At 47.7% G+C, this 15,402-nt stretch carries 14 protein-coding genes; 9 read left to right on the forward strand and 5 right to left on the reverse strand.

The features are described from left to right. Positions 1-210: 210 nt before the first annotated feature. A complete protein-coding gene (locus R5268_RS07875) occupies positions 211-543 on the forward strand; it encodes an MliC family protein (RefSeq protein ID WP_317419118.1) in 333 nt (110 codons plus the stop codon). A 73-nt stretch (positions 544-616) separates the two neighbouring features. Here R5268_RS07875 and R5268_RS07880 read toward each other — a convergent pair whose 3' ends face one another. Continuing rightward, the gene (locus tag R5268_RS07880) at positions 617-1,120 is read right to left on the reverse strand and encodes a DUF4377 domain-containing protein (protein ID WP_107679388.1); all 504 of its coding nucleotides are present in this window, start codon (positions 1,118-1,120) and stop codon (positions 617-619) included. A 110-nt stretch (positions 1,121-1,230) separates the two neighbouring features. Between R5268_RS07880 and R5268_RS07885 the strand changes: the two genes are divergently transcribed. From R5268_RS07885 to R5268_RS07895, 3 genes are all read left to right on the forward strand, one after another. Beyond that, positions 1,231-1,584 carry a hypothetical protein gene (locus R5268_RS07885; RefSeq protein ID WP_317419119.1) on the forward strand — a complete coding sequence of 118 codons (354 nt, stop codon included), beginning with the start codon at positions 1,231-1,233 and terminating at the stop codon, positions 1,582-1,584. Between the two features lie 163 nt (positions 1,585-1,747). Beyond that, entirely contained in the window at positions 1,748-2,128 is a 381-nt protein-coding gene (gene crcB / locus R5268_RS07890; protein ID WP_317419120.1) for a fluoride efflux transporter CrcB, read from the forward strand. Between the two features lie 10 nt (positions 2,129-2,138). Then, positions 2,139-2,537 (forward strand): CrcB family protein, encoded by a 399-nt coding sequence (locus tag R5268_RS07895; RefSeq protein WP_317419121.1) that lies wholly within the window; start codon positions 2,139-2,141, stop codon positions 2,535-2,537. Positions 2,538-2,631: 94 nt separating this feature from the next. Here the strand turns inward: R5268_RS07895 and fliT are convergent, their stop codons facing one another. From fliT to fliD, 3 genes are read right to left on the reverse strand one after another with little or no spacing between them, the layout of a single operon-like run. Further along, entirely contained in the window at positions 2,632-3,021 is a 390-nt protein-coding gene (gene fliT, locus R5268_RS07900; protein ID WP_317419122.1) for a flagellar protein FliT, read from the reverse strand. After that, positions 3,011-3,409: a flagellar export chaperone FliS gene (gene fliS, locus R5268_RS07905; protein ID WP_317419123.1), complete on the reverse strand. Its 399-nt coding sequence runs from the start codon at positions 3,407-3,409 to the stop codon at positions 3,011-3,013. The genes fliT and fliS overlap by 11 nt, the downstream gene beginning before the upstream one ends. 7 nt (positions 3,410-3,416) lie before the next feature. Continuing rightward, a complete protein-coding gene (fliD, locus tag R5268_RS07910; RefSeq protein ID WP_317419124.1) occupies positions 3,417-4,838 on the reverse strand; it encodes a flagellar filament capping protein FliD in 1,422 nt (473 codons plus the stop codon). A 332-nt stretch (positions 4,839-5,170) separates the two neighbouring features. On the opposite strand from fliD, the gene R5268_RS07915 reads away from it, so the two are divergent. From R5268_RS07915 to fliZ, 4 genes are all read left to right on the forward strand, one after another. Then, positions 5,171-6,319: a FliC/FljB family flagellin gene (locus tag R5268_RS07915; protein ID WP_317419125.1), complete on the forward strand. Its 1,149-nt coding sequence runs from the start codon at positions 5,171-5,173 to the stop codon at positions 6,317-6,319. Between the two features lie 229 nt (positions 6,320-6,548). Continuing rightward, the gene (locus R5268_RS07920; protein ID WP_317419126.1) at positions 6,549-7,676 is read left to right on the forward strand and encodes a FliC/FljB family flagellin; all 1,128 of its coding nucleotides are present in this window, start codon (positions 6,549-6,551) and stop codon (positions 7,674-7,676) included. Positions 7,677-7,999: 323 nt separating this feature from the next. After that, complete coding sequence (locus tag R5268_RS07925) at positions 8,000-8,722, forward strand: RNA polymerase sigma factor FliA (RefSeq protein ID WP_046892681.1); 723 nt, start codon at positions 8,000-8,002, stop codon at positions 8,720-8,722. A gap of 56 nt (positions 8,723-8,778) precedes the next feature. Then, positions 8,779-9,291: a flagella biosynthesis regulatory protein FliZ gene (gene fliZ / locus R5268_RS07930; protein ID WP_004236794.1), complete on the forward strand. Its 513-nt coding sequence runs from the start codon at positions 8,779-8,781 to the stop codon at positions 9,289-9,291. 100 nt (positions 9,292-9,391) lie between these two features. Here fliZ and putA read toward each other — a convergent pair whose 3' ends face one another. Then, positions 9,392-13,366 carry a trifunctional transcriptional regulator/proline dehydrogenase/L-glutamate gamma-semialdehyde dehydrogenase gene (gene putA, locus R5268_RS07935; protein ID WP_317419127.1) on the reverse strand — a complete coding sequence of 1,325 codons (3,975 nt, stop codon included), beginning with the start codon at positions 13,364-13,366 and terminating at the stop codon, positions 9,392-9,394. 526 nt (positions 13,367-13,892) lie between these two features. Between putA and putP the strand changes: the two genes are divergently transcribed. Then, entirely contained in the window at positions 13,893-15,380 is a 1,488-nt protein-coding gene (gene putP / locus R5268_RS07940; protein WP_181257615.1) for a sodium/proline symporter PutP, read from the forward strand. The last annotated feature ends 22 nt before the right edge of the window (positions 15,381-15,402 follow it).

Below are 15,402 nucleotides of genomic sequence, written 5' to 3' on the forward strand. Positions count from 1 at the left end.
GCAGCCGGAATAAATATTAAATAACGGCTACGCAATTTCATCAATAATAGCATTGTCCGGGATAACGTGATTTAAGTATCATTACATATCAGAAAAAATAAACAGGACTGCCGGATTACAGAGATATCCTATATTGCTTCCTGATACCGGATGCATAATTATAACGCAACAATATGAAAGGTTGTATTACTCGTTTTTCAGGAGAATTCAATGCGTAAAATTCTGTCTGTATCTGCTGTCGTGTTAGTTTCTGCATTATTATCAGGCCAGGCGTTTGCTGCAAAAACAGATACCTATAATTGTGAAGGGCAAAAAATTAAAGTTTCTTTCCCTGATCCTAAAACCGCAGTGATGGTATACAGCGATGAAATTATTGTTCTGAAAGAGGCTGTGGCTGCCAGTGGTGCCCGCTATGTCGGGGAGACTTTCCAGCTTTGGGCAAACGGGAAAAATGAACTGAACCTGGCCACTATCTCAGAAGATGATACAGTGAACGGGCGTATTGCCGAAGATAAAGGCCGTACCTGTAAATTAGTGAAATAACAAAGCACATTTTTTGTTATCGCAGATAAATAAAGAGAGCGGGTCACTTCAGATCCCGCTCTTTTTGATCGGCTTATTTATGATTTTTGCGGTAATAAGTCCATTCTTCAACCCGCTCACCGCCCGGTAAATTACAGTAACCGGTCCAGCCTGATTCTGCTTTTACGATTTCTGTTTTACCGCCGGATTTCTGGCAATAGACGGATGCCGGATTTGCCATACCAATATTTGCACCTTTTGCCGGAACCGGATCTTTATTCAGTACAGAGATTAACTGATAACGGATATTGGGTGCGTCCGCAGGCGGATTCGGTACATTGGTGGTTTTGACAGACACACGGTACTGATATCCCGGTTCATAAGTAAAACCGTCAATATTCTGATAGAAGAATTCCCAGTCCGCATCCGGTGATTCTTTTACTTTCATGCATTTCATCGGCGCGACACCAACACAGTCTGCCAGTTCAGCATCAATATAGAGCGTTTTGGTATTATCTGCTGCTGTCTCTGTCAGGGTATTCTGACTGCATCCTGCCATTAATAAGAAGAGTGGGGCAATAACATAGGCTGATTTCATCAGTTGTCCTTAATGTGTGTTAAAATAGTGTACTTTCACTTTATTTTCGACAGTGCAAAAACAAGATTAGTTCCGTATAGCTGATTTTTTTATCCATATAAAGAGTGTGAATGAAAGAATATAAGTCATTGATAAAAATTATAATGATGCTGGCCGGTTTTTATTTCAGAACCGCGTTGTATACGGTAACCGGAATTATGCTGGCAAAATGGATAAATAACGATCAGCGGGTACCACCTGTTTCCGCTGAATATTGGAATACGCTTTATCTGGCAGGTACATTCTTTCTGGTTGTGTTGTCGCTGATATTCCTCGCTGACCTTATCCGTTTTTACCGTAATATGCTGCGGGAGCCGGTAATCGCCAGACTACGGCATCAGCGTTATCCGGCAGTCGCTGCACTGGCGGGCGGGGGAAGTATTTTTCTCCTGATTGTCAATTATTGGTATCCGTTCTTCGTATAAACACAGAATATTACAGGGTATAACCTGTAACCGGATTACAGTTCAGGTATCTTTGTACAAATTCAGCCGGTTTCACTCTGGCCATTGAGAAGTAAAGAGAGAGGATCTACACTATCAGCTGTACGTATTTCTCCTGAAGATGGTCTTTACAGGTGAGGCTTATATGACAGCAATTGATATTTTCTGGGTCGGTATCGGCGGCGGCAGCGGATCATTACTGCGCTGGTGGGTCGGTAAACTGACCGGTGAGCGTTATCACGGTCATTTCCCGCTGGGCACCTTTATTATTAATATCTCCGGTGCTTTTATTATCGGTTTTTTAAGCACATTATTCGTCATTGACTGGCATGACCGCTTTGGTTCATTCCTGCATGCGGCTGTTCTGACCGGTATTCTCGGTGGTTATACCACATTCAGCAGTATGCAGCTGGATGCGGCAAAACTGGTGAATTCAAAACAGCGGATGCTGGCTTTCGTGTATTTATTGCTCTCGGTTGTGGCGGGTCTGGCAGCCGCGGCACTGGGTGTCTGGCTGGCGGCATGAGGACAGCAATATGAATATGGTGATTCTTATTTTTATTGGCGGCGCATTCGGCGCAATCTGCCGCGAGTTACTGATGCTGGGTGTGCCGTCTCTGAGTGACGGGTTTCCGCTTGATATTCTGGCGGCCAATATTATTGCCTCATTTCTGCTGGGAATAACGGCAGCATTGTTACAGCGCAACCGGATTAATCAGTATGTAAATGCGCTGGTGGCAACCGGTATTATGGGCGGGCTATCCACGTTCAGCAGTTTTGTGTACGGAACCTTTGAAATAATGTCATCCCCGGCGCTGTTGGGCACCGGAATAACCTATCTGCTGGTCAGTATTATCGGTGGTTTTGCTGCGGTAATGGCGGGTTTATTTTTGGGGAACTGTGCGAAACCCGGTGTAAAAAATACCAACGGATAGCAAAAAGTTCCTGCCGGACAGGGAACAACTGTCCGGCAAGAACTGATCAGGCCATTTTTTCATTATTTTAAGACACCGCACTGATCAAAAAATTTTATTCTGCTGGTTTAACATTAATGTAATAATCCGGGTCACTGAATTGCCCGTAACTTTTATTAATCACCCGTTGTTGGTCAAGCTTTTTTATTTCTTTACTCAGAAAGTTGAGGTGATCCTGCAAATAGATTTTTGTTACCCGTTCGTTTTCAATAATAGCCTGCAGTATTTCCACCAGTTCACCGGTAACAGGTTGTTCTTTTTCCAGTTCATGAGATAACTGAGTCAGGTGTTCAACCGCGCAAACATAATCAGTTTCACGGGAAATCAAATCATCCCATTCACTGTTTTTGGCCAGGGTAACGAGTTGTTCACTCAGTGCCAGTACATGTTGGTATATATCGTGTAAATTGATGGTTGTTTGAATACTCACCTGATTATCTTTCATCCACATTTGCCCCGATTTGTTGCCATGTTGCCGCGAGATCGGAGAGCAGTTGATAGACCTCTTTTACGTAGGCCACGTTATTTTCGATATTTGCGTTGAGTAACCGCATAATCATATAGTCATACAAAGAGGACAAATTATGTGCCAGCTCACCGCCGGCATCATAATCCAGAGCCTGTTTCAGACCATTATCAATAATATTAATAGCTTTTGATAATTCATTACCTTTGGCGGCAATATCATTCTGCTCCATAAAGATTTCGCTGCGACGAAGGGCGCTGAGCGCCCCGTTAAACAAAATCCGGATCAACTGATAAGGCGAGGCATTGGTAATTTCACTTTCAAGATTAACTTGCTGATAAGCCTGATTTGCCTTGCGCTGATACATATTATTTTTAACCTAACATTCTGCCGAGTGCTTGTGTGGTGCCACTCAGGGAGTTTATCATTTTATCCAGATTCTGGAATTGACGGCGATACAAATCCATGGTGTTTTCGATTTGTTTGGTGGTTTGCTCGATACGTTTATCGATACCTTTTTTCTTTTTCTCCAGACCGTCGGTGGCGTTATGAATCGTACCTTCACGGCCGTCTAATGTTTTTTTCAGATAGTTAAAATTCTCTGTGGCAAAGCCGGTTTTCTTTCCGTCACCGGCAAAGAACTCTTTTACACTGGAACCATTTTCTTTCAGTGCCTTATCCAGTACTTTGTCATCAATCTCCAGGGTACCATCTACTTTTTGCTTAATACCCATTTTACTCATGGTGTTAATTTCACCCTTACCGTTGGGTGTTCTGATCTGCGCACGGATAGTATTTTGAATGCCGCGCAGAGTAGAATCGCCTATCAGCGGACCATTACTTTTATCGGCTGCCTCTCCGCTTTCAGTTTGGGTATATTTAGTCAGTTCCTTGCAAAGTTTCTGATACTCATTGTAAGCGTCCACCCACTCTTTGATTTTTTTCTTTGCAGGTTCACTGTCTGCGCCGACAGATAAGTGTTCTTCTTCTTTGTTTTTACTTACTTTTTTTAATGTAATGATTAAGCCGGGAAATTTATCCTTGATGGTGTTTGTCTGTTCTTCAAAATCAAAACCATTGATAGTAAATTTCGAATTTTTCGGTGCGACTTTTTCATCCATTTTAGTATTGGATTTATCTATCGCACCATTGGAGTCATAATTGATCGCTAAAATGTCATTTAATTGGTCATCATTCGTTACATTGACAGAAATCCGGCTGTCAGTACCTTCTGTTTTTGATGACATCGAAAGCGTGTATTTACCGTCAGCAGTTTTAATGACGGCAGCTGTTACACCTTTATCTGCTTTATTAATAGCATCTGCGATTTCAATCAGCGATGTATGATCTTTATCCAGCTTGATAGTGAAGGTTTTTTTCGGATCGCTACCGTCACCCTGGGAAATGGTGATAGTCCGTTCTGCATTACCGTTTCCAAGATTATTTTTATTGCTGTCCTGGCCTTTGGTCGCAATAGTTTGCGATTTTGCTAATTGATCCACCCGGATATCATAAACACCCGGTACAGCTTTACCGTCAGTGGTGACATCAAAACTGTCATATTCACCGCTGACTTTGGTGGTGCTGATATCTTCGTATTTTTTCAGGCCTTCAGACGCGGATTTTAATTTTTCCAGCGCCGCCTGTAATTTGCCGAAAGCACTTATCTGAGCTTCGCATTCAGTTTTTTGGGCAGTCAATGGCTCAAGACGGCGCATTTCCGCTTTTTCCAGCATGTCCAATTGCGCATTGAGATCCATTCCCGCACCGATGCCTAATGATGATATTCCTGCCATGTCCTTCTCCATTGAATTTAATTGGTCTTACCTAGTTATCGGTTGGCAGTGACAGAATTTTAGCGTTAACGACAAAAAATGATGGGCGGAGTTACGCAGAGAAAGCAGGGCTATTGTCATCATTAAGATAAGGAAGCAAAGCAAACATTGCAGATTAGCAATCTGGTTCAACTATGTACAAAAAATAACTCACAGATAAAATTGCCATATATTGATAATAATGCGGCTTTTTGTCTGTAAATAAAGTGAATAATCGCCCGTTAACAGTATTACCCCGCTGCGGCGGCAGAAAATAATTCACATTATTTCATACAAAAAAAGGAAATATCATTATGGCACAAGTTATTAATACCAATGTTCTGTCACTGGTTACCCAGAATAATTTAAATCGTTCACAGGGTGCGTTAGGGACTGCTATTGAGCGCCTTTCTTCCGGCTCCCGTATTAACAGTGCGAAAGATGATGCGGCAGGCCAGGCGATTGCCAACCGATTTACTGCTAACGTCAAAGGTCTGACTCAGGCTTCCCGTAATGCCAGCGATGGTATTTCTCTGGCGCAGGTAACGGAGGGCGCAGTCAATGAAATTAATGACAATATCCAGCGTATCCGTGAACTGACTGTACAGGCACAAAACGGCACAAACTCTGAAAGTGATATCAGCTCTATTAAAGAAGAAGTTGATCAGCGCATGAAAGAGATTGACCGTATCTCTGAACAAACACAGTTTAATGGCATTAAAGTGCTGTCCGCCGATAATAAAATGACGTTCCAGGTCGGTACCAACGACGGTGAAACGATTGATATTGATTTGAAAAAGGTGGATCGTGAAGCTCTGGGTCTGGATAAACTGGATATTTCAGCGTCCAGATTCGGGCCAACATTGTCAGCAGGTGACTTTGTCCCCGATCTTAAAGGTACAGGTACTGAGGCGGAAGCACAAAAAGTTGCAGAAGATGCACTGAAGAATATCCAGTTTAACGGTAAAGATGTTCAAGGTGCCAAAGTTTCTTATCAGGTTAAAGCGGATGGTTCGGTTGATAAATCCAAAGTCTATATTCAGGGTAAAGTGGATGGTAAAGATATCACATTAAAAGCAGATATTACTGCGACGGCAGCATCTGGTGCTGCGGGTGCGACCAAAGCAGAGCTGAAAATTGAAAATGTGGCGGAGTTAGATGCGGCTGACAAAAAAGCGCTTGATGACAAAAGTCCGCTGGATACACTGGATAAAGCATTATCCAAAGTAGATACACAGCGCAGCCAGCTGGGTGCATTCCAGAACCGTCTGCAATCCACGATCAATAACCTGAACAACTCCGTTAACAACCTGAGCTCAGCACGCAGCCGTATTCAGGATGCAGATTTTGCGACGGAAGTCTCTAATATGAGTCGTGGTCAGATTTTACAGCAGGCAGGTACGGCGGTACTGGCGCAGGCAAATGCAATACCTAACAATGTGATGAGCCTTCTGCGTGGTTAATAATATAAGCTTATAAATCAAGTAATTCCTCTGTTTTATTATTTGGCCGGAACATCCGTTCCGGTCTTTTTTGTTTTTTCAGAAAAGAATTCAGCGACGATTTTATAAAATTATTTACTAAAAAACCTAAAGTGGCCTCTCAGGGTGCCGATAGTGTTATTGCTGGCGAAAATCAGAAAGCCAAACAGATAAACGCTGTTTATTATTTTCAATAACAAGGACATATATCATGGCACAGGTTATCAATACTAACATTCTGTCTCTGACTACTCAGAACAACTTAAACCGTTCACAAGGCGTACTGGGTACAGCCATCGAGCGCCTGTCTTCAGGTTCACGTATCAACAGCGCAAAAGATGATGCTGCAGGCCAGGCAATCGCTAACCGTTTCACCTCTAACGTGAAAGGTCTGACTCAGGCTTCCCGTAACGCTAACGACGGCATCTCTATTGCACAGACCGCTGAAGGTGCCGTTAACGAAATCAACGATAACATCCAGCGTATCCGTGAACTGACTGTACAGGCGAAAAACGGCACTAACTCACAAAGCGATATCGGTTCTATCCAGGAAGAAGTGAACGAGCGCCTGTCAGAAATCAAACGTATTTCTGAACAAACTCAGTTCAACGGCATCAAAGTGCTAGAGCAGGGCACTAAAATGAACTTCCAGGTTGGTGCAAATGATGGTGAAACCATCGAACTGGATATGCAGAAAATTGACCTGGATAAACTGGGTCTGAAAGATTTCACATTAGAGCAGTTTACAACTGTTAAAGATGCTGCAATTGCTACCGGTGCCCTGAAAGATGAAGCCGCATTCCAAAATGGCGCAGCAGCTGGTGATACTACAGTCAAAGTGGTGAAAGCAGATGGTTCAGCTTCTACAGCAGCAATCTTTAAAGACGCTAAATCTGATACGTATTATGCGAAAGATGGCGACAAATACTACAAAGTAGATATTTCCTTTGATACTCAAGAGAAAACACCTGGTACGCCTGCAGATGGTCTGAAAACTGAAGCTACTCTGAAGATGACCACTGATGTTGTTAATGCTAAAACTGAGACAGAAGTAAAAACTCTGAATGATGCAACCACCAAAAAACTGGATGAAGCACTGAAAACCGTTGACTCATACCGTTCAAAACTGGGTGCATTCCAGAACCGTATGCAGTCTACCATTAACAACCTGAACAACTCTGTTAACAACCTGAGCGCAGCACGCAGCCGTATCCAGGATGCTGACTTCGCAACAGAAGTGTCTAACATGAGCCGTGGTCAGATCCTGCAGCAGGCGGGTACCGCTGTTCTGGCACAGGCAAACCAGGTTCCTCAGGGTGTTCTGAGCCTGTTACGTTAATTTACGTAGTTGCTTTAAGGTATTTAAAAGGTCAGAATATTCTGACCTTTTTTTATAGATGTTACCCATAACAGAACAAATAATATTCTAACTATTTGTTTTTTTATTCTATTAATGAACGCCTATTTTTCTTTTTGTCATATAAAATAACCGGAATTTTGCAAAATATATGATAAAAATGAAAGAGAGTATTGCTATTTGTTAATGAGGTGATTTAGGATAAGGCAAATAAGGCGTGATTTACCTCACTACTCACCGGATTGAAATCTTTTTCGGGCACGATAATAAAAGCCTTTCATGAATCTCGAAGGGTGTTTCAGGTTGTGAGTGATTTGTATACCGCCGAAGGTGTTATCAACAAAAATAGCCTGTGGGAGCGTTATTATCCCCTTATCCGGCACGAAGCCCTGAAATTGCAGGTAAGATTACCGGCAAGCGTTGATATTGACGACTTAATTCAGGCCGGGGGTATCGGCTTGCTGCATGCAGTTGAACGTTTTGACGCCATGCAGGGGGCGACCTTTGCAACCTATGCGGTACAACGGGTTCGCGGGGCAATGCTGGATGAATTGCGGGGGAGAGACTGGGCTCCCCGCAGTGTGCGCCGTCAGGCGCGGGAAATAACCAAAGCCGTGCGTGCGCTCGAGCAGTCTCTGGGGCGCGCAGCCACTGAACAGGAAATCGCTGATTCGTTACAGATGGATATCGCGGAATACCGTCAGGTGTTAACCGATACCAACAACAGCCAGCTGTTTTCTTACGATGAGTGGCACGAAATCCACGGTGAGAGCTGCGAACCCGTCCGTGATGATGATGACGGGGGCAACCCGCTCGGTTTGTTGGTAGACGAGAGTTTGCGTCACCAGGTGGTTGAGGCGATAAAACAACTGCCTGAACGTGAAAAACTGGTTCTGACTCTTTACTATCAGGAAGAGCTGAACCTTAAGGAGATAGGCGCAGTGCTGGAAGTGGGGGAATCCCGCGTCAGCCAGTTACACAGCCAGGCAATCAAAAGGCTGCGGGCGCGCTTAAAATCCATGAAGTAACTTTGACTTTATCTTTGATTTATTTTATTAGACTAGACTACACAAGGCGCCAGAATATGTCTGTTTCAAAACAAAAGAAACGGCCCGTAAGCCGTTACATTAAAGATTTCAAACACAGTCAGACTCACTGCAGTCATTGCCACAAAACCCTCGATCGCATCTCTCTGGTTTTCAACGGTCAGCTGATCAATAAAGAAGCTATTTCTGAAATGACAGATATGATCGATGACACCACCTGGATGGGCTTACAGGACAAATTTGTGGCACTCTGCCGTTTTTGCAGCGAGATCTACTGCAACAGTGCAACCGATTATTTCGATATCATGGCATTCAAACAGTATCTGTTTGAAGAAACAGAAATGAGCCACAGCACCGTACGCGAATATGTTGTCCGTCTGCGCCGTCTCGATGAGCTGCTGTCCTCCAAAGCTTTCCCAGCGACCACGGAATTTTCCACTGAAATTATCCAGGCACAGCTGAGTGAAGATTTATCGGACTCAGCACTGAGCAACTACAATATTGCACTGCGCAAGTACGAACAGTATCTTGACTGGCAGGGCAAGCACTGATTTTTCTGTCAGACCACTTTTTATCATTTACTGATAAAACAAAGGGAACTTTCGTTCCCTTTTTCCGTTTTAAGACCCGGTGATTATCAGCCGATAGTCATCAGCCGATCGTCATCAGGCTGGCATTTCCGCCCGCCGCAGCCGTATTCACACTGACAGCACGTTCATGCAGTAACAGCATCAGCGGAATGTTTGTGTCACCGTGACTGAGGCCCGCAACCGGCACAATTTCTCCGCTGCGTGCGGCAACAGTATGGTTCAGCGCCTGTAAGTGGTCGCTGTCACCGTGGAAAATCACACCGTTAAAGACCACCGTCTCCGCTGACCAGTCTTCCGTCAGGGTGATTTGCGCACGGACACTGTCCGGCAGTGCGTTATACAGTGAACGGGTGTGTTCCGCCGCCGGCCAGAGCTGACGACAACCTGATGCCAGCGTGGCACCCAGTTGCAGCAGGGCATCCTGTTCTGAATCATTCAGGCCGAGAATGGTTCCGCGCGGCAGCAGGTAATAACTGTTGCGCTCCCCGGTCGGTCCCGGCAGCAGACGGCAGGTTCCGGCCTGTGACAATTCACCGTAACGGCTGACTGCGGTCAGCACATCGTGGCGGCGCTGTGCCTCCAGCCAGGCAAGGAATGTATTAAACGGCGCCAGCAACGGAGTCCGTGCTGTCACATCCGGCGGATTGCGATCGTCCTGTTCTGCCAGAAGTGTCACCACTGAATCATCAGGCTGTTCCGCCAGAAGGCGATGGAGATAAAGCGGCCCGCCGGCTTTCGGACCGGTGCCGGAAAGCCCCTCGCCACCGAACGGCTGAACCCCGACCACTGCGCCGACAATGTTGCGGTTAACATAAATATTACCGGCTTCAATCTGTTGTGTCAGTTGTGCAATGGTTTCGTCGATACGGGTGTGGATACCGAATGTCAGCCCGTAACCGGCGGCGTTAATTTTCTCCGCCAGTTCCGGCAGGGTATCGCGCGGGTAACGGATCACATGCAGCACCGGGCCGAAAATTTCCCGGGTCAGTTCAGACACATCATCCAGCTCAATCAGTGTCGGCGGGATAAAGGTGCCGTTCAGGAGTTCCGGCGCACCGGCATCCATACCGAAAGCTGACTGATACACCGGTCTGCCTTTGCCGCGCATCTGCTGAATATGCTGACGGATACCGTTATGGGCCTCTTCATCAATCACCGGGCCGATATCGGTAGCCAGCACATCCGGGTTGCCGAGGCGGCATTCTGCCATCGCGCCTTTCAGCATTTCAATGGTGCGGTCAGCCACATCCTCCTGAATACAGAGCAGGCGCAACGCCGAACAGCGTTGTCCCGCACTGTCAAAGGCCGAGCTGACCACATCTGTCACCACCTGTTCTGTCAGGGCGGAGGAATCCACCACCATCGCATTCAGACCACCGGTTTCGGCGATCAGCGGGATGACCCGGCCTTCGCTGCTCAGACGGGCAGCCAGATTGCGCTGTAAAATTTTTGCGACCGCCGTGGAGCCGGTAAACATCACGCCCTGAACACGCGGATCACACACCAGCTGGTTACCGACGGTTTCACCGTCTCCCGGCAGCAGTTGCAGGACATCACGTGGTACACCGGCATCATGCAGCAGTGAAACGGCGACCGATGCCACCAGCGGAGTTTGTTCCGCCGGTTTTGCCAGTACCGGATTTCCGGCGGCGAGGGCGGCGGCAACCTGGCCGGTAAAAATCGCCAGCGGGAAGTTCCACGGGCTGATACAGACTACAGGCCCCAGCGGACGATGCGTATCACCGGCAAAATGCGTTTTCACCTGTGCGGCATAATAATTCAGGAAATCAACGGCTTCACGGACTTCGGCAATAGCGTTGGCAAAGGTCTTACCGGCCTCACGCACCAGAATTCCGAGTAATGGCTGTAACTGTGCTTCCATCAGTTGTGCGGCACGGATAAGGATTTCTGCCCGATCCTGCGGCGGTGTGGCAAACCAGATCTCTGCTGCATCAGATGCGGCGGCAATTGCATGATTCACTTCATCTTCCGCCGCCGGACGAACCTGCCCGACGATATCGTGATGATCCGCCGGGTTTCTCACCGGTTGTGTGTCTGCCGGTGCGGCGGACGTGAATGTCCCGCCGGTAAGCGGTTCACAGAGCAGGTTATCACCGGCGTGACTGAGCAGGGCGCTCGACAGTGATGCCAGGCGGTGTTCGTTACTCAGATCTAAACCTGCGGCATTGACCCGTGAACTGCCGTACAGATTACGCGGCAGCGGAATTTTCGGATGCGGCAGACCGACCGCGCCTTCTTTGGCTGCCATCGCCTGAACAGCGGTAACCGGGTCTTCCACCAGCATTTCCAGCGGAATAGTGCCGTCGGCGATCCGGTTTACAAAGGAGGTATTTGCGCCGTTTTCCAGCAGGCGGCGTACCAGATAGGCCAGCAGTGTTTCATGGGTGCCGACAGGGGCATACACACGGCACGGCCGGTTCAGTTTGCCATCCGCCACTTTGCCGACCACCTGCTCGTACAGTGGTTCGCCCATGCCGTGCAGGCACTGGAATTCATACTGGCCGGGATAATAGTTATTGCCCGCCAGCTGATAAATGGCCGATAACGTATGGGCGTTGTGGGTGGCAAACTGCGGATAAATCAGATTCGGTACTGACAGCAGCTTACGGGCACAGGCGAGGTAGGAGATATCCGTATAAACCTTGCGGGTATAAACCGGATAACCTTCCAGTCCGTCCACCTGAGCACGTTTGACTTCGCTGTCCCAGTAAGCGCCTTTTACCAGCCTGATCATCAGGCGGCGGTGGCTGCGCGACGCCAGATCTATCAGGTAATCCACCACCACCGGGCAGCGTTTCTGGTAGGCCTGGATTACAAAACCGATACCGTTCCAGCCTGCAAGCTGCGGGTCAAAACAGAGTTTTTCCAGTAAATCGAGGGAGATTTCCAGGCGGTCAGCTTCTTCCGCATCAATATTAATGCCGATGTCGTACTGACGCGCCATCACCACCAGATCACGCAGGATCGGATAAAGTTCAGACATGACACGATCATACTGCGCACGGCTGTAGCGCGGGTGCAGGGCGGACAGTTTGATGGAGATCCCCGGCCCTTCATAAATACCGCGTCCGGCGGAAGCTTTGCCGATGGCGTGAATCGCCTGCTGATAAGAAACCAGATAAGCCTGCGCATCGGCCTCTGTCAGCGCCGCTTCCCCCAGCATATCGTAGGAATAACGGAAGCCTTTGGCTTCATTTTTGCGGGCATTTGCCAGTGCGCGGGCGATAGTTTCACCGGTGACAAACTGTTCACCCATCAGGCGCATCGCCATATCCACACCTTTACGCACCAGCGGCTCACCACTTTTGCCCAGGATGCGGTTCAGTGAGCGGCTCAGTCCCGCTTCATTATGGGTGGAAACCAGTTTACCGGTGAACAGCAGTCCCCATGTGGCCGCATTGACGAACATGGATTTGCTCTGGCCGAGGTGGGAATTCCAGTCACCGTGGCTGATTTTATCGCGGATCAGCACATCACGGGTGGCTTTATCCGGAATACGCAGCAGCGCTTCCGCCAGACACATCAGTGCGATCCCTTCCTGAGAGGAGAGGGAGAATTCCTGAAGCAGTCCCTGCACCAGCCCGGCGCGTCCGCTGCTGTTTTTCTGATTACGCAGTTTTTCTGCCAGCCCGTAAGCCAGCTTATGGGTTGCCTGCGCAGCCTCCGGGGAGAGTTGTGCCTGCGGCAGCAGCATGGCCACAGCTTCCGGTTCCGGAATGCGGTAGGCGGATGTGATGGCTGCACGGGTAACAGATTGCGGCAGAATATCGCCGGCAAATGCCAGAAACGGCTGGCGGCTGACCGGCGGCTCAGCCGGCGCGGTTTCATCTTCCGGTGCGGAAGAGACACCGGCAGCGGGCAGTGTGCCGTCCGGTAAAGAATCGAGCTGAGTCAGATAATCAAAAATAGCCTGTCTGATCAGCCAGTGTGGCGTACGATCGATTTTTTGTGCCGCAGCTTTGATCCGCTCACGGGTTTCCTCATCCAGTCTGACGCCCATTGTGGTACTCACCATGTTCACTCCTCATAAACGGCAACAGGTCATGCGTTGCACATTAATATCTATGAGGTTGCAACTTTGTGCAACATTGTTAAATAACGAGATGCATAAAGTGTGAATAATGTCGCTGTTTTATACTGATCGGAGAAAATGATTAATTAATAAACCGTACTGGTTAAAATAAAATCATTATATAACAATAGTATATTATCGATTTTAAGGCGTATAATAATCAGAACAAGTGATTAACTGCATCACTTTCTGATAATACATCCCGTGATAAAAATCACAAATTTTCACTTTAATATCGTTAATTAATTGTTGTTTTATTGTTGTTGTCGTTACTATCGGGCTGAACACAACTCATCACCGATTTAACAAATAATGATAATTAACGGGGCATTGTCTGTGCAGACCAGGGATGGCTGAGGCGGTGTGCAACACTGTGACACTGGTGCGCGCACATCCTGTACAGCGATTGGTACACGCAATGCTGATACATGACGGACTATAAATTCAGTACAGGAACTTAATTATGACAATGACGCTGACCACACCGCTGATTGTGACATTTATTGTCTATATCGCCGGGATGCTGTTCATCGGCTATATGGCCTACCGCTCCACCAATAACTTCGACGACTATATTCTCGGCGGCCGCCGGATGGGCAGTTTTGTGACGGCATTATCTGCCGGTGCCTCTGATATGAGCGGCTGGCTGCTGATGGGATTACCCGGAGTGGTTTTTTTCTCCGGTATTTCCGAATCCTGGATTGCCATCGGTCTGTGTATCGGCGCCTGGCTTAACTGGCGGATTGTTGCCGGACGCCTGCGTCTTCAGACGGAAGTCAATAATGCGCTGACGCTGCCGGATTATTTTACGCAGCGTTTTGAGGACAAAAGCCGTATTCTGCGGATTGTCTCTGCGGCCGTGATCCTGATTTTCTTTACCATTTACTGTGCGTCCGGCATCGTGGCCGGCGGGCTGCTGTTTGAAAGCACATTCGGCATCAGTTATGAAAAAGCCATGTGGCTCGGGGCAGGGGCAACCATTGCGTATACCTTCCTCGGCGGATTCCTTGCGGTGAGCTGGACAGATACCGTACAGGCCACCCTGATGATTTTCGCCCTGATTCTGACACCTGTTATGGTGATTACGTCCGTCGGCGGGTTTGATACCGCGCTGGCGATTATTGAGGCGAAAAGCCCGGCATATGTGGATATGTTCCGCGGGCTGGATATTGTCGCGATTATCTCTCTGCTGGGCTGGGGGCTGGGTTATTTCGGGCAGCCGCATATCCTGGCGCGCTTTATGGCGGCGGATTCTCATCACACCATCCGCAGTGCACGACGTATCAGTATGACCTGGATGGTACTCTGCCTCGCGGGGACAATCTGTGTCGGTTTCTTCGGTATTGCTTTCTTCCAGCAGAATCCGGAACTGGCGGGATCGGTTACTGAAAACCGCGAGCGGATTTTCATGAGCCTGACATCCATCTTATTTAATCCGTGGATTGCCGGTATTCTGCTCTCTGCTATTCTGGCAGCGGTCATGAGTACCCTGAGCTGTCAGTTACTGGTCAGTGCCAGCGCTCTGACGGAAGATATCTACAAGCCGTTTTTCCGCAAAAATGCCTCACAAAAAGAGATGGTGCTGGTCGGGCGTATTATGGTGCTGGTGATTGCGGCGATTGCTATCTACATTGCGATGGATAAAAACAACAAAGTGCTGGGGCTGGTCAGTAATGCATGGGCCGGGTTCGGTGCGGCATTCGGACCGGTGATCCTGTTCTCTGTTATCTGGAAGCGGATGACCCGTAACGGTGCGCTGGCGGGAATGTTCACCGGTGCGGTTACTGTCCTTATCTGGATTGAATATAAGTGGTTTAATTTATATGAAATTATTCCGGGCTTTATTCTGGCAGGTATTGCCATTGTGGTGGTCAGCCTGGCAGGCCGTGAGCCGGATAAATCTGTTCAGGGGCGTTTCTCTGAGGCAGAAGATCGTTACCTCGGACGGACGGAATAACATAGTCTTGAAAACAAAATCC

The organism is Morganella sp. BCCO 40_0007 (assembly GCF_032989665.1).
Lineage (GTDB): Bacteria > Pseudomonadota > Gammaproteobacteria > Enterobacterales > Enterobacteriaceae > Morganella > Morganella sibonii.

Excerpts from the sequence above, each read along its gene's own strand:
- fliS (WP_317419123.1), bottom strand. The coding sequence starts at position 3,409 with ATGTATCAGCGCAAGGCAAATCAGGCTTATCAGCAAGTTAATCTTGAA.
- putP (WP_181257615.1), top strand. The coding sequence starts at position 13,893 with ATGACGCTGACCACACCGCTGATTGTGACATTTATTGTCTATATCGCC.
- putA (WP_317419127.1), bottom strand. The coding sequence starts at position 13,366 with ATGGTGAGTACCACAATGGGCGTCAGACTGGATGAGGAAACCCGTGAG.
- crcB (WP_317419120.1), top strand. The coding sequence starts at position 1,748 with ATGACAGCAATTGATATTTTCTGGGTCGGTATCGGCGGCGGCAGCGGA.
- fliZ (WP_004236794.1), top strand. The coding sequence starts at position 8,779 with ATGTCTGTTTCAAAACAAAAGAAACGGCCCGTAAGCCGTTACATTAAA.
- R5268_RS07880 (WP_107679388.1), bottom strand. The coding sequence starts at position 1,120 with ATGAAATCAGCCTATGTTATTGCCCCACTCTTCTTATTAATGGCAGGA.
- R5268_RS07875 (WP_317419118.1), top strand. The coding sequence starts at position 211 with ATGCGTAAAATTCTGTCTGTATCTGCTGTCGTGTTAGTTTCTGCATTA.
- R5268_RS07885 (WP_317419119.1), top strand. The coding sequence starts at position 1,231 with ATGAAAGAATATAAGTCATTGATAAAAATTATAATGATGCTGGCCGGT.
- R5268_RS07920 (WP_317419126.1), top strand. The coding sequence starts at position 6,549 with ATGGCACAGGTTATCAATACTAACATTCTGTCTCTGACTACTCAGAAC.
- fliD (WP_317419124.1), bottom strand. The coding sequence starts at position 4,838 with ATGGCAGGAATATCATCATTAGGCATCGGTGCGGGAATGGATCTCAAT.
- R5268_RS07915 (WP_317419125.1), top strand. The coding sequence starts at position 5,171 with ATGGCACAAGTTATTAATACCAATGTTCTGTCACTGGTTACCCAGAAT.
- R5268_RS07895 (WP_317419121.1), top strand. The coding sequence starts at position 2,139 with ATGAATATGGTGATTCTTATTTTTATTGGCGGCGCATTCGGCGCAATC.
- fliT (WP_317419122.1), bottom strand. The coding sequence starts at position 3,021 with ATGAAAGATAATCAGGTGAGTATTCAAACAACCATCAATTTACACGAT.